This window comes from Paenibacillus sp. Marseille-Q4541 (assembly GCF_018310695.1).
In the GTDB taxonomy this organism is placed as follows: Bacteria; Bacillota; Bacilli; order Paenibacillales; family Paenibacillaceae; genus Paenibacillus.
In genome coordinates this window covers 15,737-33,640 of sequence record NZ_JAGXCY010000045.1, presented here as the reverse complement: position 1 = coordinate 33,640, position 17,904 = coordinate 15,737, and the positions used below count along the sequence as shown (strand labels likewise).

Genomic DNA, 17,904 nt, shown 5'->3' with positions numbered 1-17,904 from the left:
ACGTAATATATATTATGACAACCGACTTCCTTCATATTTTTTACTGACCCCATAACGTGAGACAAATTAAAACACCTTCAAGAAAATGCAACCATGTCGTAAGATATGGAGACAATCTTGGAGGTGTTTTTCGTTGGCAACTAGAGTTAGTTATCCTGTTGAAGTCAAAATGAAAGCTATTGAGATGAGGTTAGCCGGTATACCGGTAAAAGAAGTCATGGAACAATTGGGCATACGTAATAAGACGCAGAAGCTTGTTGGCCTCCAGCTGCTCCGCCAGCTCTTGCTCCTGCGCGATGATCGTCAGCGCCCGTTCCGCGAGAACGTCATCATGCGCTTGCGTCTGCTGGAGACGCGCAGCCGCCTCCGTGTTGATCAGACCGATGAAAAGCTCCACGTTCCGGCGCGAATGATGCTCCAGTTCCTCGATCTGCTTCGCGTAGCCGCTGCCATTGCCTTATTTGAGCTGTTGCAGCTCGTAGATCGCTGCCAGTTGCTCGATGAACACCTCTTGCGTCTCTAGGCCGCTTTCCGCCGCCAGCCTCTCGAGCTTCTCTTTCAATTCCGGACTGGCCTGAGCTTTATTCTTTAGATTTACTAGCTTTAATTTTCTCCACTGCTTCAGTTAATTCAACGGATGCTAATTCCTGTTGGAAGGAAATCTTTTTCTGTTTTGCGTGAATATCCCCTCCCCCTTCAAAAACTAATGTTTGATCATCTTTAATTTTTAACTTCCCTTGATAGACCCCTACCGGTACATAAGCTTCTTCAGAGGTAACGGACCCCTGATACTTCCTCAAGAAGATTAAATAACGTTCCTTGCTCTTTACAAGTTGCGTATCACCAACTTGGTAGTCTCCCAATTCAAGCACCTTTATTGTTGAATTTTTTAGCGAATTATCTCCAACGAAAACATCTTTAATTTTTGCGTCAATTAGTGTGAACTTAGCATTTTCGTATTCTATTAGTTTCTTGGAATCTCCAGGTATAATCTCTGCAACTACATCTGAACTATTAGTCAGTTCTTCTAGAGATTCATATAGCCGAATTGTTGCAGTTGAGCCAGCTGTTTGGTCTACAATTTGCGTGGTCGCAATATTTGATGTTGCAGTATTAGTAGCAGTTGCAGTATTTAATGGCTTTTCTACATTCGAACATGCCGCCATAGCTATACATGACAGTAATATAATAATAGTCTTCTTCATTTTGCACCTCCAAAATTTAATGTAAAGCGTTCATTCCGCTAATATCATCCGGCCTTGGCGTTAAATACCCTTCATACAGATTTCCGGAATGCATTACCGACTCGACGTCATCCTCATGTGCTAAGCCATATGCATGCCCAAACTCATGTGTAGCTAGACCATCGATATACATAGGTGACCATGGATCGCCGCCTTCGCCATCATTGTGGATATGAAATTGATTTAAATAAACATCCGAATAGGCCCAGTTAGCTGTAGGTTCGCATGTTGCACACGATTGTACCGTCGTCCCGTCACTCTTGTACATTCTTGCCCATCCGAATAGGTCATTATTCCCGTAATCGCCGTGGAATGACCTGATTGCAATAGTACCAGTCGTCCCAGAAGATACGTTTACATCCGTAGCATTATTCCATCGATTTCTAGCGTTCACATAATGTGTGTTGAAGTTGTATGTAGTTCCGTTGTATACAACTCCGTTCAACGCTGGGTTGGCATGTCTTCCGGTTGTTGCGTTGGTGTTCTTGTAACCGCTCCCGTAGAAATCATAAGCACCCACTTCTTGACTAACCAAAAGCAAACAAAGAAATGCACTTAGTACCAATAAATACTTTTTCATATCGTACCTCCAATTCATAATATTTCTTCTAAATTATATTGTCATTCATAAAAATACTATATAGATCAAAAATACCAAATATATACCAAAACATGTTGTAATTTGTAGAAAATTATATTTAATAATTCGTTTTTCTGTTACTGCTTGGGCCTAATCAAACCGCAGTTTCCCGCCTAACGCCGATGTTAGCGAAGCCAATACAGCTTTTCGTTGTTTAATGAGCGCGGAAACGACTCCCCGGATTCGAGAAAATGAACTTACTTGTAGAACACGCTAAAACACAAAGAGGTAGCATTTCTAACTACAAAAAAGCTGCAAAAAAAAATTATAGTTTATAAAAGGGAAATAGATATCAAGTTAATGGGGCAATGCAACATTAACACTTTTTCTACGTCTTAACTAAAAAGGAGGCGAAGGGGTATGAACAAGACTTTATTTATCTTCATTGTTATAGTTTTTATTTTATGTGCTTGTGGCAGTAAATCAGGTACGCAGGAACAGTTTGCGGGAGTGACTTTAAACGGCGTGTTGACTGTTCTTAATGAAGCTGGTATTCAATACGTTGAAAGGATTGAAAGCCAAAATGTATATGATTCTCAAAGAGAAGGCGCTGAGATTCACTTATATCAACTCGAACAAGGGAACTTAACGATATACCTTTTCGCAGACGTTGCACAAAGGAGAGAAGTACAACGCGACCCATTTCCAACAGCCTCTGCTGCCCCCCCAAACGGATCTTATGGTATGGGCAGAATACTCGTCTATTATTACGATGGGAACACTACAATGGCACATAAGCTTAGAGAAGCTTTTGAACCGCTAGGTGTCGAGGAGAAAAATCAACTTGAGTAAAACTTTACACGGCGCGGCGATTGGCAGTCGGTCAAGGCCGCCAGTTGCCCCTTTGCGAAAGAAAAAAGAAGCGCCTGGCTAAAAGTGAAGTGCTCCCTGTCAAGTAGACAGTCTAAAAAACAAAAGATTATCACTCTTCAATACCTCGGCTATAAAGTGAGGTGATTATTTTCCCTTAGTTAAGCTGCTCGGCGAAATTCGTTAGGAGATAAACCGTTGAGCCGTTCGGTATACCGATTGTTATTGTAGTAGCGCATGTAGATTTTCACACTTTTTAGAAGATCATCGTATGTGTCATACTTCTCCAGATAATAGCTTTCTGCTTTAAAGGTACCCCAGAATCGTTCAATCGGTTGGTTGTCCAAGCATCGATTCCAGTACAGCACCAACCGATTAACTCCCCTGACTCCCTTAGTTCGATTCCCATCCGAAGTCGAAGCTCACCAATGACACCACCTTGTGATACGGCAATTAAAAACTGTTTGTTTTCAAGGATTTCATAATTAATAAGCCAATTTTTTCGTTGCTCTTTAGTTACGTTCCAACCCGGCAAATATTCATGTATTTCGGGTTGCCATGTCAAGGAATGAAACTCATCTAAATCAGTACACACAAATTCCCTTAGAATGATATCATTACACTCAATTGTAAAAGTATCTTCTTCAGATAATGAATGAGTATCGTTGCTCATGTTTTGGCTCCTTTATAGATTTGTGGTTAATCTTCTATGAGCAATGATAACCCATAAAAACACGCTATTGCCTGTAGAAAACAATTATAACTAATATGCCCGTTAGCTTAATGAACTAGCTGTAAACTTCAGTTAGATATTTATCTAATCGGTAATCGGACTATGTTCTTGTCCATTTCGGCAATCGGTACAAGTTCTTGTCCTTGGCTTGGGACAAGAACTTGTACCGATAAAATCAAAATCAGGACCACCCGTCCAACGGGTGGTTTGCTCTTGGGGTATAACCCCCTGTTGCCAAACTGCGCCTAAAGACGCTAGCCTGACAGCAAGTCTGTTCAGGCTCAGTGTTTTTGTCACTTTCACTTACCAGTTAAACTGGTTTATTTCTTTTTGGTCCTGTTACTGATGAACGGATCTTCGTATTCTTTTACGCTCAGTTTATCTACTGCTTGGTCATGTGCTTCTTGTTCACGAATGTACTTTCTTACCGTCGCTTCATTTAAGCCCACTGTACTTACATAATATCCTTCTGCCCAGAATTTACGATTTCCGTATTTGTATTTTAGTTGGGCATGTTTCTCAAAGATCATTAGAGAACTTTTACCTTTTAGATATCCCATGAACGATGAGACTGCAATTTTCGGTGGGATTGCTACCAACATGTGCACGTGATCTGGCATCATGTGGCCTTCTATGATTTCTACTCCTTTGTACTTACATAAACGTTTGAATATTTCAATTAGATCTTTTCTTACTTGATTATAGATCTCTTTCCGTCTATACTTCGGGGTGAATACAATGTGGTATTTGCACATCCACTTTGTGTGAGCTAGGCTGTAGCTCTTGTTTGCCATCTAAGACCATTCCTTTCTTTGAGCCTGAACATCTCAATTCTATCGGAATGGTCTTGGTGGTCAAACCTTTGATTCCTCCACCCGCATAGCGGGTGGTTTTTTGTTTCGCGCGTTTCACGCACTCAACTGGCTAAAGCCATAACAAAAAAGCCGCTAAATTAGCGACTTCAATGGGAATATGTTCTTGTCTCCCGACAATTTATGATCCGATCGCAACCAACGGTGCCCAGTACACGTCTGCCACAATCCTTGGTAATGTTTGAAGATGAGTATCCAACTTCAATTGATAGTAATGAATTGAAATGTACGTTGAACAATTGCGGAACTATTACTCTAATCGACCGGTTAGCGCTCCGTTTACGGCAAAGAAAATAAAGGGGTGGTCCGAAGAGAAGTCAAATTCCCTTTATGCTTGACTATTTAAAATAAGCAAGGTATTGCAAAAGACTGAGTCCATGTTTCCGTATGGACTCAGTCTTTTCCTTTAACAAACTCAATGAGTCTAAAATATATACTAATTTAATTCCTGGCCGTTTGATTCAATGCATTTTTTTACCAGTAAAAGGAGTCCTTACGGCTGCGTTTCAATGTTCCGTTCCCTTCATCTCCTTATCCACATAAATCAACCCGTACCTTTTTCTCAACTCCCCTGTACTGGCACTGACGAGATCAATACAGCCCGTGAAAATTGCTTATCAGCGCGTTTTTAAGTAGTAGAATTTATGGGCATTTTTACATCTTTGTTATGTTAACCTAACCTACCCGTTAGCTTAATGATACGATCTAAAATTAATACGAGAATTTCTACCTGTCTTTTTGTTTTAAATCTAATCATTTAGCCTGCATACGTATAACTCATTTTTTATTAGTTCTCCTTAGTTTAGAGATAATCCTAGATATAGCCATTATTATCAATACTATTAAAAATACTGATATAAGAAGTATTAAGTAATACCCTACTCCCAGTACAAATCCCTTTTCAAAACTCTCAAAGAAATCGCTCATATCAAATAGTAGTTCCAAAATTAAATTAAAGATAAAGATCACTACAGCAACAATTGCAGCCTCTTTTACAAATTTTCAATTCGAATCTCCTTTCAAAAGTCATTCCAATTATTCTTCACGCGTTAGTTGAGACCCCCCCCTTCTGACTAAAACAAGAAAATTGTCTTTTATTAAGGATGAATTATTCTGTGCTTTGCTGCTGCAATTAAATTCAAATGGTTCTTTTTTTCGCGACTGCGCGTTAGTTAATTAGAAAGTTGGTGGAGTAGGCGGACGTTAACCTGCCCGTTAGCTTAATGAAATAGCTGTGAATTTCAGTTAGATATTTATCTAATCGGTAATAGGCCCATGCTCATGTCCATTCCGGTAATCGGTACAAGTTATTGTCCCTCGACAAAAATCGTCTTTCGATGTAATTTACATATACTGTATATTGTGTTAAGTTTAATCTGGAGGTGTGACATGTTCGTATATTGGGTTATTGGCTTAGGGGTTATCAGTTCCTTAATTCTAAATTGGTCATTCAAAAAATTTTTGAATATAAAACCAACATTTACGGATACCATGATCCTAACCCTATTTTTACTTGGAGTTGGATATCTCTTTGAGGTTTTATTTAAATACCAATCAGACCCTTTTGTTGCTCTCATGACTATTATCACTTCACTTATACTTGCATTCCGTCGTTATAAGGAAATAAAGAAAATCATTGTTCAATCTTAAATCAATCTACAAAGCCAGACCTTCTAACAACAAGGTGCTATTTGTTTTCCTTAAAATACATCTAATTTTTGTGAGGTGCAACAATGTTTCTTTATTGGTTGTTAGGCCTAGGAGCTTTAAGTTGGCTAGTTCTAAGGTGGTACTTCAAAAGAATACCTTTGTTTGCCGATGTAGTTATATTAACTCTAATACTTCTTGCCGCTTCTTCATTAATTCAAGACATAATCAGAAGGCAAGATATGTTTCAATCTTGGATGTTTATTATTGCTTCAGTATTTTTAGGAATTAGTCGATACCAACATTATAAGAGCAACATTAAGGAATAAAGACCTCATAAGAGGTTTTTTATTTTATTAGCCTGCCCGTAACTAGCTTAGCTTAATGAGCAAGGAGCAGCTGCCAATCGGCAAATTGCTCCAATTTATTTTCGACTAACGTTTCCCATCAGCTTAACCCAATGTGATTTAAATATGGCCGTTTGCATCAGTTTGGATCCCCATCCAAATGTAGCATCCCTATACAGCTATTTTTCGCTTTCTATGATTCCGCTATAAGAAATTTACTTTTACAAAGTTCATATCAAAAATTAAATAACGGCAGTCTCAGCGACTGCCGCTTTTTCATTAAAGAATCTTTCTATTTAACCTTAATTTTCATGAAACTCTACCTACAGCCATCTATCAATACAATTTAGCATCTCCAATAACTAAATCAATATGCTTACCTTCATCAACTGAACTTTCAAATTTAATTTGAAGCTTTAATACACCACTTACGTCTACGTTAATTTTAGATGGCATATCTCCACCCTTTAGATTTTCTTGTCTAAACAATTCTTGTCCATCACCTATAATGGTGATTGTACCTGTATTAACCGAATTTTTTGTGTAATCATCAACTCCAATAAAGCCAGTTAATTTTTTATATTTACCATTTAAATTGTAATCAATTGAGTTTTGGTAATCGCCACTACTATAATTTTGATCAAGTACTGATCCTATACCATGAAGATATTGTTGGTCAGCGATTGTAAATTTTAAGTTAGCAGGATTCGTCCAATTTTTAAAGTTAATCGATCCAGTTGGATTTTTCCCGTCCACTCTAGCATAACTAATTTCATCTAGATATTTAAATGTTCCGTTCTTTTGTCCGTACCAAGCTGTCTTGTTCTTTCCATCATATGTAAAAGATTCTCCAAATCCTTGAGCTACTTTCTTAGCTGGAACATACAATGTCCCATTATAAATGATGGACTGAGTCGTTTGTTTATGGACACCGTCAAACATATACTTTATATTTTCTAAAACAACACTCAACTTTGTATTAGTAGCAGCATATGTCACAGTACCACCCAATACTAATGAACTAATTAAAACTCCTAAAACCATGCCTTTAAGCTTATCCTTCATGTTCCTAACCTCTCTCGTGTAGTTATTTTATCTCATATATCCATTCGACTATTTACCTATAAAATCCTTTTTAAATGTTAATTATTTTGAACTACTTCTTTTAATGTTTGAAAAAATAAGATTTTTCGCTAAACTTACTCAAATTTCAACTGTTATTGAGCATACTTGAACGTATGCACTCCCTTAAAATAGCGATTTCCACGAACTTTGACCGAATACTCTGTGATTTCTTCAATACTGCCGCTACCGACAAGCTCATATGAATTAAAGACTAATATTGGCTCCTGGTCCAATTTTGCTGTATGCAGTTGAATATCAGATTTTAATGGCTTCATGAAACGAATTGACATAATACCAATACCTCCTTTTTATAGCGTGTTTCTAATATATATCGGCAAGTCTCTATTTTGGATGAATAAACATATTTCGCCTTTAATATTATTAAGAGCACCATAGCTCCTGCTATTCTGTTTCTTTGTAAATGACTGCACTTTTGCTATAATAAAATTGCATTAAATAAGCATTTAATGCAATTTTGATTTAAAACGAATTTTAGGATGTGAGTTAATGGGTTATATAGAAATATTCGAGCGTTACGATCGAGAAGTAAGGCTGTTTGTTTCCTATATGAAGGATCGTGAATATTCGAAAGATACCCAAAATGCTTATCTTCATGATTTAAAGCATTTTCTCCTAAGTTTAGATGATAAACCCATCAATGATGTTACGGATATTGAAATTATGACCTATCTCACCCAGGTTAGAGAAAATGGTGCAGGAGCACGCTACCGAAATCGGTGTCAGTCAGCAATTCGATTATTTTATAAAGTGATGGTTAGATTCCGAGTAATAGATCATAATCCTACATTGGACATTGAAAAAGCAAAAGTTGAAAAGAAAAGGCAACCTACCTACCTCCAAAAACAGTTTTTAGATGCCTCCCTGGAGCTCATTAAAGGAAGACATCAATTAAGGGATATTACGATCGTCGCTTTAATGGCGTACGCTGGACTTCGTGTAAGCGAGATAGTTAGATTAGATATAGTTAATTATGATAAAGATAACTCAAATATTGGTGTCTTAGGTAAAGGGGGGAAATGGAGATATATCCCTCTTCCAGCTGAGTTAAATCAACTGTTAGAGTTATACTTGACGGAACGAATAACTCCCTGGAATAGCAAGGAGCCTGCTTTCTTTGTTTCTCAATTTCGCAGGCGTATTAGCAAGCGAATGGTGCAGACTATCGCAGAAAAAACTTTTGATGCACTTATAGCAGAATATCCTCAGTTTTCCGGAATGTCATTATCTGCCCATAAATTTAGACATTCATTCGCGACGGATCTTTTACGGAATGGGGCTGATCTTCGTGCAGTACAGGATCTTCTTGGTCATGAGTCCATTTCTACAACTCAAATATATACTCACGTTATGGATGAGGTGAAGGAAAGAGCAATGCATAAAATAAAACCTTCGATCCCTTCCATCATAACATCAAAAGAAAAAAAGCAAGTTTAGAAAGAGCAACCGGTCTATAAGTAGGTTGCTCTCACTTCAAAGTCTATTACTCTTTCGCAAGTAAATGCAGATTTCATCATTTCAAGGATCAATTTATAGGGGAATAGCAGCTGATCGTGATCGCTGCATGCATGTAAACAGTGATTGTAACAATCACTGTTTGAATTAAATTAATACTTTACAAAGTGGGTATGTAACAAAACCGGACTTCACTTGGTGAGTTGGGGCTGCCAATACTTCCATTTCAATAAGATCAGACATCAAGTACATAGGTAGTTTATTAACATCAAATGGGATAAAATCAAGAAATGGTTCTCCTAAATCAAGGTTAACGGAGACTACGTATAAATCTTCATTATTGATAAGCTGCTCATTAGGGTCTAGGATGATACAAGTATTCTTATTGTCCGGATATTTAATTTTATGTATGAAATAATCTGAGCCTCTGAAGTTTATCTTTTTCAGCATAAATGCCTCCTTATGTTTCAACCAGATAAAAGCACCTTATTATCTGGTTGTTTTTTATATATTTTTTCATTTACTTTGTTTAATTTTTTTAACCAGGAATCTATATACCTCAGGATCATAAATTATAAGATTTTTGAAATCCTCTGGAACTTTACCGGCCTTAAGAATCAATTCATACGTTTCTACTTCTAATGCTTCAGCAAGACGAATCAACAACTCTTCGCTAGGTGGATTATCGTGATTATTTTCTAGACGGCTAATATAAGGCTTTTTTATCCCTGTTAAATTAGATAATTGGTCTTGTGTAAGTTCTCTTGCTTTTCGTAGTTCACGTATATAATCACCGAATAACATACTTGTCTTACTCCTCTATACTTAATTTAACCATAGTATAGTAGTTATTGTGTTGAAATACAACACAGATGAACCAGCAGCAAGACTCTTGAATTTCAACATTGAAAAGGAACGCTTCCAATCGAATGAAGGCGTTCCTTTTATTGTTTCGAAAATTACACTGTGAGGGAAACTGAAAGTGTTTCTACAATACAGTTGTCGTCAGATGGAATGGATTTTCCACTTTTTTGCATTGCCTCGACTTCCATAAGAATTAGGTCTCGAGCATTGTCACGGACTTCTTCAAGAGTATGACCTTTGGCTCCAAGTCGAAGTGCTGGTATATATGCTGTGTAATCCTTTTCTGCTGCGTCCTGTTCAATCATAATAATAAAACCTTGGTTGTGGAATTGTTGCGACATTTTTGAAATTTCTCCTTCCGGTATGGGGGTTATGAATTAAAAAAGGTGTCACTCTGGACAGCCTAATTGAGGAGTGAAAGTGTTAGCTGCAGACAGCTAACCCTCCACTCTTCTCAAGGCCCTCCAAAGTCAGACGACTAATTTGAGCTGCTCTACCAAGTTACCCTCGCTAAAACTCTTAACGATTTTGAGTTCACTTTTGGCGGTATCACAAACATATAAACAATCTCTCCAATGCTTATCACGGATGCTAGGCATGCTTTGGATCCATTCCTTTTGAAATGCGATTACTTCATCATAATTACTCAGTTGAATTAAATGAGTACCGCAATCATAGACATACCAGGCAAATATTCCTCCATTGGAAGAGTCCATTACTTTAAGGTCATGTAAATAAAAGTCTGCATGAAATTTTTCGTTAACTATAACGCTTTTAACTACAGATTCCATCTGGTTAATAAGCTCCGGGTTCATACGTTGTTTATGATTTTCTTTGAAAATTGTCTGCATGTTTATTGCCTCCTTTATAGTTAGTTCTATCGATTCTCTTCAGATGAAGTCTGATATGGTGACTTGAGATTCATTCACAAATTCAGAAAGAAGGACTGGTTTACCCCTTTTGGTTTTCATGGTATGGCCAAGATGTAACTCCATACGTTTTAAGTACTCCCAATCATCAGGGTAGAGCTGAGCGACACGCTCCATTTCCGAAGCGGTATTAAAGATACAGAAACGACAGCTGCAACGTGAAACCCATTGATAACAAGGGTGTAGTTCAATACTGTAATTGGCGGCCAGCTGCTTAACCTGGGATTTAAGCATATTCTTGATCGGTCGGAACCAATGCACTTCACGATTCTTTCTTTTAGTTGCATGGGCAGGATGATACTCAAATATTGGCTCCTTCGCTCGATCAGATGATTCTTCTGAGCGTTCCCCAGTAAGCATTAGAATTTTACAGTCATCGAACTGACGAACCCACTTTGCGTAAACGTCTCGCTTCGTATAAGAAGTGCAGAATCTGCAGCTTTTATCCGGAAACATTTTGCGATCTCGAATACGTTCTTCAAGTGACTTGTCACCCCAAATAACGACCAATGGAATATCCAGCTTTTCACTTGCGTATCGCAAGTATTCATCGGTCTGCGGCCAATCAAAGAGTTGCTGCTTCTCTTCCGGATTTCCATCAACTCGCATATGGACAAGAACCATCTTTTCGGATGGTATTTTGTATCCATATTTCATAATCAAGGCGAGCGCAAGTGAGTCGGCACCCCCTGAAAAGTTAATATGATAGTGGTCATACTGGTCCACAGCGTACATCTCTGGTGGAAGTGTGGGAAGCACAAATTGCTCGGCACATAGCGTTTCAACCTAGTCTTCTGCAGGGATCAACAATTCATCACTAACTTGATAAGGATCTCTGTACTCGTTAATTATGTATGACCTCCCGTAAGGCACAAAAAAAGCCATAGAAACACAAATAGACACCTCCGGTGTCTATGTTCTCCATGGCAAATTAAGCCCAAAATATTTATTAGCCGATTATCGGTTTAACTCTCTCTTTATCGAATAGTCAACGATAAAGAAAAATTTATAACTCATGTAATACTTTAGTTATAGCAAAAAAGACAAAATTCGTCAATTGCCTAGTGTTTCATTGTAGAAAAAAGGGGGTAATTATTATGCCCCCTTTTTAAATGTGACAATTGGGCGGCTATTCCTGTACCTCTTCAAAATAAATAGGACGGCAGCTACCATTCCTTGCTGAGAAGTTCGATATATGAATATGAATCGAATTTGAGCTAAAAAGCTCATTAAGAACTGTAGATATATGCATGGCAGCATATTCATTGGCGATCATCCGTTGTGGTTGATAAGGCTCTAACCCACAGTTGTGAGACGGAGGGATAGCATCTTCCGCATTTATAGGGTAAACCACATTTAGAGGCGGTAAGATCTCCTTCCCGTCTTTTTTTAGTCCTACAACAATCTGACCGGAATAGCCACTATCCATGTGGTCCTTTAGTTCCTCGGTAGACCACTGATCTTGTGGCTGCTCACTTGGCATGAAAACCCCTTCGATGCCGGCATCAATATAAATGATATCATCCGTCCGATTGAAGTAATCATTCATGATGTTTCTTGAAAAATCATTATCTACAGCACCTATAAGTACCTTTTGAATGTATTGTCCAGGCTTATGCCGGTAATCCGTCAGAGAAAAAAGTTTTTCTATTTGTTCTACCGACTCAATATAGGGGTACCGCCAACATTTTAACGATAATATACGCTAAGCCTTCGGATGTACCTGGCTTAGCGTTTTTTCTTACTCTAAGCCCAATAGTCCGGGCTACACCGCCCGGACTACCGATCACTCACCTTCCTGTTGTTTCAGCGGTCGTAATGAGTTGAGAGACGTATTCTGCTTGAAGTTGAATTTGTATTCACCTAGAAAATTGATGTGCTCCCATCCAAGGGGGGAAATGTGATTTAGCAGTTCTTCCTGAAGCTTACCTTGCTTTTTGCGGTGTTCAGTTGCCTGCTGGAGATAGACGGTATTCCAAACGCTAATTGCATTGATGATAATGTTCAACGCACTTGCCCGTTGGAGCTGATCTTGTAGCGCACGTTCCCGCAGTTCGCCATGTTTGCCGAAGAAGATCGCTCTGGCCAATGCGTTCATGGCTTCTCCTTTGTTCAACCCCCGATGGATTTTTCTCCGCAGCGCCTCGCTCGAAAGGTAATCCAGAATGAAGATCGTTTTCTCGATACGCCCCATTTCTCTCAGCGCGGTAGCCAAGCTGTTTTGTCTTGCATAGGAACCGATTTTCCCCATAATGAGTGATGCTGAAACGGTTCCTTCCCGGATGGAGTGAGCCAGCCGGAGTACATCGTCGTAGTTCTCTTGAATGATCTTTGTATTAATCTGTCCGCGAAGCAGCTTCTCCAATTTAGGGAAAATGGACGGTTTTCCGATAGCGTAGAGCTTGGAATCAGCCAAGTCGCGTAAGCGCGGCGCAAAGCGAAATCCAAGCAAATGCGTTAAACCAAAGACTTGATCGGTGTAACCGGCTGTATCCGTATAATGCTCCTCAATGGACAAGTCCGTTTCGTGGTGGAGCAAACCGTCGATGACGTGTACGGCATCCCGAGCGTTCGTATTGATGACTTTCGTATAGAACGTGGAAAACTGGTCGCTCACGAAGCGATATATCGTTGCTCCTTTTCCGGTCCCGTAGTGAGGATTCGCATCTGCGTGAAGAGACGATACACCGATCTGGACGCGCATTCCATCAGATGAGGAGGTAGTGCCATTCCCCCAATATGAAGGCAGCGCCAGCTTATGATGAAAATTGACAAGAACAGCTTGCGCTTTATTCATCGCGTCTTCGTACAGCCGCCATTGAGCTGTATTGGCCATTTGCCGATATGAAATGCTCGGCGTGGCTTCAGCCATCTTCGTAAGCCCGATGTTCGTTCCCATTGCCATAAGGGTAGCCATAAGGATTGTTGTTTCTTCCTCGTTCGGAGCGCGGTTACTGGAAGCGTGAATAAACTGCTCATGAAAATTCGTCCAGTTGGCTACTTCCATGAGCAGATCCGTAAGCTTAATTCGTGGTAGCAGCTCATAGAGGGAAAGACTGAAATTTCGGGATTCATCGGGAACATCTTTCTCCAATCGCTCAATGTGCAATTTCCCGTTCTCCAAATTTACTCCGTCCAGCTCATCGATGTGATCCGAAACCCAATTTAATCTTTGAAGAAGTGCTTCAATCCGTTCTTCAAGATATTCCTTTGCGGACAAACTGACGGCAAGCTTTGTAGCGTTAGGATCAATGCCATTCCAATCGGCTTTCGGAACAAGGTATTCCTCGAAATCCTTATGCTGACGGCTTCCGACTATGGACACGTCCCCGGAACGAACGTAATTCCGCAACTCTGTCAGGACAGCCATTTCGTAGTAATGCCGGTTGATCGTTCCGTCATCGTCGTAAACGTGCTTTTGCCAGCGGTTCGAAACGAAGTTCAGCGGCGCGCCTTCCGGAACCTTCCGCTTCCCGGTTTCATTCATATCCCGGATGATATCGACCGCCTTCATTAGCGGCTCTGCGGACTTAGTTGACCGAAATTCCAACGATTTTAGCAGCGTTGGCGTGTATTTTCGGAGCGCATAGAATTTCTTTTCTAACAAGTCCAAGTAGTCGTAATCAACTGGTCGCGCCAGCCGTTTAGCTTCCTCCACGGATGCGACGACCTGATCCCACGGCATGACGGCATCAAGAGCAACAAACGGATCAATGCCTTCGCTTCGGGCCTTAATAAGAGCGGCTCCAAGATCGGCAAAGTGAACAACCTTTTCGTTGATCGATTTACCGTTTTGCTTTTGAAGTTCCTCTTGGGCCTTTCTCCCTTTGGAAAGCAGTATCATAATCTGCCGGTCATGAATCTCGAAAGCCAGGTCTGTCAAATCCTGAATTAGTTCCAATAGGTACGCTACTAAAATCGCGTACTTTTTCGGATCATTAAAACGTCTGAAAGAATGAGGTTCGTAACGCGAACCGATTTTAGAAAGTTGACGTAGACGGTTCGGATGGATGCCTTTCGTATCGACTTGCAGCTGCAAGTCGCGTAAGTATTCGAGTTTTTCAATCACCTTCAAAAAAGAATCCGGAGAGCTAGTACCTGGAATTTCCCTTAACCATGCTAAGTAGGTTTTGCTACTTTCCGGCATGGTGGTTAAGACGCGATCCAGCTTAGCAATTTGTAATTCTGTCAGTGAACTGCTGAGCAGCTTGAATATTTTTTCTTCTGTTCGTTTGCGCGTTTCCCAAACGGCTCTTTCAATTGTAGCCATTGAAGGGAGAATGATTTTACGCTTACGTAAATCTTCGAGTGCGAGTTGAATCAGGTGTAAGGGATTGCCGTTTGCCATTGCATGGCTAAATAGATGCTTGCACAAAGAACGATATTCGCTCAAGGTGAATGTCTGGTAGCCATATTCTTTCCGGATCTCATCCAGATGCTCGTACTTCGTTGCTTCTCGGTCGCCGTAAGATGCAAAAGACTCCACATCGGCATTGATTTGCTTTGCAATATGACGAAGAATTTGAACCGGCACTTCTTTTGTATCAGAAAGTGTCCAGCCGAGATAACGAAGTACGCACAGCTGCACGGCAAAGCCGAGTCGATTATAATCTCTTCGCCGCTGCTGTATGATTTCAAGGTCATGCTGTGTAAATGTGAAATAAGTGCCCAATTCCCATTCGCCAAGATCAGGCGGTATCTGCAAATAATGCAGCCGTTCCTCCGGAGTTAGCAGTTCCCTTACTCTCGCGTACATCGTACTTCATCCCCCTATTGCCAAGCTATTTTTTCGACTTCCGCTTGCAGATCCGCACGGGTTGCCTTGACGTAAATCATCGTTGTGTCCAGACTATCGTGTCCCATAATTTGCGCCAAGCGGTGCAACGGCGTGTTTTCTGCCATCACATAGCCGAACCGGTGCCGTAGATCGTGGGCGCTCAATCCTTCGAGCCGGGCTGCTTTCATATATTTTTGAATTAAATGACGTAAAGCACGTTCGGTTAATCGATCGCCGGTCTTTTCAGATGGAAACAGAAAAGGACTGTGCGGAGGGAGTTCTGCCAGATATTTTTCTAAAGCAACTCTACACGTGGCGTTCAAAGGAACTTCCCTCTGTTTATTTCGTTTTCCGGATCGGACCGTAAGCTGACCACTACGTTTACCGATTTGAATATCTCCGGGAGCCAAGTCACACACTTCCATGCTTCGTAAGCCCGTGTGAAACATCACGATTAGAATCGTCTGATCCCGAAGAGAACCGCCATGCTCGGCCGCAGCAACCAAAGCAGCTTCTTCTTTGTCTGTCATCTGTCTGGGGCTTACCTTTTCTTCCGGAACCAATTTAACCGGCTTCGAAGGGTCGCGGCGAATCCTGGATTCTGACACGGCCCATTCAAAAAAACGTTTCAGGGTAATAAGCCGCCGGTTAATGGTCGCCGGTTTCAATTCCATTATTTTTTGTGCTGCTTCCCTATATCGCGTTAATGTTGGAGTAGCCACATCTTCAATTCGAAATATAATCTCTTCCTCTTGGTGGTAGGCGGTCTCAAACCAGCCGATGAAATGTTTTAGGTCGCTTGCATACTCTTTTAGTGTTTTGGGATTCAAATCTTCGTGGGTGGTGAGAGCGTGAATGAAGTCCTGAATCGTCTGATCGCCCTGTTCCGAAATCCCCGGTGTTTCTCTCATTAGCAAAGCCTCCAAATCTTGTCTTACATTAGCGGACATGATATTCTTATTTTAACCGAAACATTAGCGGACATCAAGTGTATGCTTTGAAAACACCAAATGACCGCTAATCTTAATTAGCGGTCATTTAATATTAGGAGATCATTCCTTCATGATGGTTCGTAGAGACGATTTGCGCAACCGAGGAAACACTCGTGCAGCAAATGAATCGGCAACGAATCGCGCTATAGGAATCGTTTCTGCGCGATACTTCACGAAGCATATTTTTTATTTTAATATCAATTCGATGATGTTGCTTGTTTTGCCACCGGATGACGAACTTTTTTGACGCATTGTCATCCTCCCTGCACCTGCCATTTCCACGAGAATTTGCCCGATGGCGTTTGTGGTATCAATCACCATGTTTTTGATTGCTTTAGGTTCCAGCGTCACCCCGTTGTCGATGGCTGTGCCATCGATCACACTTGGCAATACATTGCCGTTTGCACTGTCTTTGACGACCATGTTAATATTTTTTTCTTCGTCGCTGCCATTGTTGATCGCCACCGAAAGTGTGGTTTCTCCGTTTTTGCGAGACATCGTGAACGTGGTTTTTGAACTGTTTTCAAGCATGGGTAAACGCCTCCTTAAGCGATTGAATTATTTTGGTTTAACATATCAAAAATGCGCTGTTGTTTATTTTTTTCATCATCGAGCAGTTTGGAAATAATCCCTTCCAAATTCGTCGTCCCCGACGTGCCGCAGGTACAGCCGCTTGTTGATCCGCTAGAAGGCTGACAGTTACAGCAGGTACGGCATTTGCAAAACAAAAGCAATAAGGCTAAAAGCACGGAATTGTCGCTAATTTGAATTTGATTGCCAACGGTGAAGTTGTTGCCATTGGAGACGGTGTTTGCCGAGTTGTTTGCCGAGCTCGCTAACCCGTTTGCCGTGCTCACTAAGGCGCTGTTGTAGTCAAAGGTGTTGTTGGATTCACTGGTATTCGTGGATTCGTTGGTGGCGCAGCTGGTGGAGTTTAACGTGCTGTTGGCGGTGCTTGCGTTGTCGTTCGTTGAAGAGTTGTCAGCATTGGAGGTATTGGTGGTAGTATTATCGCCTGTCGACGCTGTTGCTGTAGGCGTAGAGGTGTTATCACCTGTGGTGGCAGTGGCACTGGTTGTGGATGAATTATCGCCAGTGGTTGAGGAACTGTCACCTGCACTCGATGTAGCATCTGTATCCGATGAGTTTGTTGCAGGACCACTTGTTGTGGTTGACGTATTATCACCATTCGTTGATGTGCTATCACCTGAGCTGCTGGTGGCGTCCGTATCCGATGAGTTGGCCGCAGGACCACTACTTGTGGTGGAGGTATTATCTCCATTGGTGGAGGTACTATCACCCGATGACGAAGTGCTGGTGGCGTCTGATGCGTTGTTCGAGCCGCTAGTTGAGGTTAATGTATCGGTCACGGTAGCCGAACTATCATTATCACTGTTGTTGGTTGCACCACTGGTGGAATTAACCGTTTCGTTAATGGTAGAGTCACTATC

19 protein-coding genes and 2 pseudogenes are annotated in these 17,904 nt (G+C 40.8%); 4 read left to right on the top strand and 17 right to left on the bottom strand.

The features are described 5' to 3' along the window. Positions 1-133: 133 nt before the first annotated feature. Positions 134-250, top strand: a pseudogene (locus tag KFT32_RS24700) (IS3 family transposase); the annotation flags it as partial. A gap of 331 nt (positions 251-581) precedes the next feature. Here the strand turns inward: KFT32_RS24700 and KFT32_RS24695 are convergent. Both KFT32_RS24695 and KFT32_RS24690 read right to left on the bottom strand, forming a co-directional pair. Further along, a complete protein-coding gene (locus KFT32_RS24695) occupies positions 582-1,205 on the bottom strand; it encodes a hypothetical protein (RefSeq protein WP_205055062.1) in 624 nt (207 codons plus the stop codon). Between the two features lie 16 nt (positions 1,206-1,221). After that, complete coding sequence (locus KFT32_RS24690) at positions 1,222-1,824, bottom strand: matrixin family metalloprotease (RefSeq protein ID WP_211750043.1); 603 nt, start codon at positions 1,822-1,824, stop codon at positions 1,222-1,224. Between the two features lie 420 nt (positions 1,825-2,244). On the opposite strand from KFT32_RS24690, the gene KFT32_RS24685 reads away from it, so the two are divergent. Then, a complete protein-coding gene (locus KFT32_RS24685; RefSeq protein WP_205055060.1) occupies positions 2,245-2,676 on the top strand; it encodes a hypothetical protein in 432 nt (143 codons plus the stop codon). A 179-nt stretch (positions 2,677-2,855) separates the two neighbouring features. Here the strand turns inward: KFT32_RS24685 and KFT32_RS27745 are convergent, their stop codons facing one another. From KFT32_RS27745 to KFT32_RS24665, 6 genes and pseudogenes are all read right to left on the bottom strand, one after another. After that, positions 2,856-3,026 carry an IS3 family transposase gene (locus KFT32_RS27745; RefSeq protein WP_397376447.1) on the bottom strand — a complete coding sequence of 57 codons (171 nt, stop codon included), beginning with the start codon at positions 3,024-3,026 and terminating at the stop codon, positions 2,856-2,858. Continuing rightward, a complete protein-coding gene (locus KFT32_RS27360; RefSeq protein WP_249436124.1) occupies positions 2,951-3,367 on the bottom strand; it encodes a GNAT family N-acetyltransferase in 417 nt (138 codons plus the stop codon). Before KFT32_RS27360 ends, KFT32_RS27745 begins: the two co-directional genes overlap by 76 nt. 380 nt (positions 3,368-3,747) lie before the next feature. Next, positions 3,748-4,221, bottom strand: a complete 474-nt coding sequence (gene tnpA, locus KFT32_RS24675; protein ID WP_205055058.1) for an IS200/IS605 family transposase — start codon at positions 4,219-4,221, stop codon at positions 3,748-3,750. A gap of 514 nt (positions 4,222-4,735) precedes the next feature. After that, positions 4,736-4,901: pseudogene (locus tag KFT32_RS27355) on the bottom strand (family 1 glycosylhydrolase); the annotation flags it as partial. A 1,728-nt stretch (positions 4,902-6,629) separates the two neighbouring features. Continuing rightward, the gene (locus tag KFT32_RS24670; RefSeq protein WP_205055056.1) at positions 6,630-7,358 is read right to left on the bottom strand and encodes an NPCBM/NEW2 domain-containing protein; all 729 of its coding nucleotides are present in this window, start codon (positions 7,356-7,358) and stop codon (positions 6,630-6,632) included. Between the two features lie 152 nt (positions 7,359-7,510). Next, entirely contained in the window at positions 7,511-7,708 is a 198-nt protein-coding gene (locus KFT32_RS24665; protein ID WP_249436123.1) for a hypothetical protein, read from the bottom strand. A 217-nt stretch (positions 7,709-7,925) separates the two neighbouring features. Here KFT32_RS24665 and KFT32_RS24660 point away from each other — a divergent pair, with 217 nt between their 5' ends. Beyond that, the gene (locus KFT32_RS24660; RefSeq protein ID WP_090728215.1) at positions 7,926-8,873 is read left to right on the top strand and encodes a tyrosine-type recombinase/integrase; all 948 of its coding nucleotides are present in this window, start codon (positions 7,926-7,928) and stop codon (positions 8,871-8,873) included. 165 nt (positions 8,874-9,038) lie between these two features. Here the strand turns inward: KFT32_RS24660 and KFT32_RS24655 are convergent, their stop codons facing one another. The 9 genes from KFT32_RS24655 to KFT32_RS24615 all read right to left on the bottom strand — a co-directional run bounded on the left by KFT32_RS24655 (position 9,039) and on the right by KFT32_RS24615 (position 16,984). Next, a complete protein-coding gene (locus KFT32_RS24655) occupies positions 9,039-9,341 on the bottom strand; it encodes a hypothetical protein (protein WP_205055055.1) in 303 nt (100 codons plus the stop codon). Positions 9,342-9,407: 66 nt separating this feature from the next. Beyond that, a complete protein-coding gene (locus KFT32_RS24650) occupies positions 9,408-9,695 on the bottom strand; it encodes a helix-turn-helix domain-containing protein (protein ID WP_205055054.1) in 288 nt (95 codons plus the stop codon). Positions 9,696-9,850: 155 nt separating this feature from the next. Beyond that, on the bottom strand, positions 9,851-10,096 hold the full coding sequence (locus tag KFT32_RS24645; protein WP_090728210.1) for a type II toxin-antitoxin system HicB family antitoxin: 246 nt from the start codon (positions 10,094-10,096) through the stop codon (positions 9,851-9,853). 129 nt (positions 10,097-10,225) lie between these two features. Beyond that, positions 10,226-10,606 carry a hypothetical protein gene (locus KFT32_RS24640; protein WP_205055053.1) on the bottom strand — a complete coding sequence of 127 codons (381 nt, stop codon included), beginning with the start codon at positions 10,604-10,606 and terminating at the stop codon, positions 10,226-10,228. Positions 10,607-10,645: 39 nt separating this feature from the next. Continuing rightward, positions 10,646-11,419: a phosphoadenosine phosphosulfate reductase domain-containing protein gene (locus KFT32_RS24635; protein WP_205055073.1), complete on the bottom strand. Its 774-nt coding sequence runs from the start codon at positions 11,417-11,419 to the stop codon at positions 10,646-10,648. A 394-nt stretch (positions 11,420-11,813) separates the two neighbouring features. Further along, positions 11,814-12,233, bottom strand: a complete 420-nt coding sequence (locus KFT32_RS24630) for a hypothetical protein (protein WP_211750042.1) — start codon at positions 12,231-12,233, stop codon at positions 11,814-11,816. Between the two features lie 237 nt (positions 12,234-12,470). After that, positions 12,471-15,440, bottom strand: a complete 2,970-nt coding sequence (locus tag KFT32_RS24625; RefSeq protein ID WP_028598545.1) for a Tn3 family transposase — start codon at positions 15,438-15,440, stop codon at positions 12,471-12,473. Positions 15,441-15,454: 14 nt separating this feature from the next. Then, a complete protein-coding gene (locus KFT32_RS24620; RefSeq protein WP_006211804.1) occupies positions 15,455-16,372 on the bottom strand; it encodes a tyrosine-type recombinase/integrase in 918 nt (305 codons plus the stop codon). A gap of 267 nt (positions 16,373-16,639) precedes the next feature. After that, positions 16,640-16,984, bottom strand: coding sequence for a hypothetical protein (locus KFT32_RS24615; protein ID WP_006211803.1), 345 nt, complete (start codon positions 16,982-16,984; stop codon positions 16,640-16,642). A gap of 396 nt (positions 16,985-17,380) precedes the next feature. Between KFT32_RS24615 and KFT32_RS24610 the strand changes: the two genes are divergently transcribed. Next, positions 17,381-17,904: hypothetical protein (locus tag KFT32_RS24610; RefSeq protein WP_211750041.1), on the top strand; the 524-nt coding region annotated here is incomplete at its 3' end.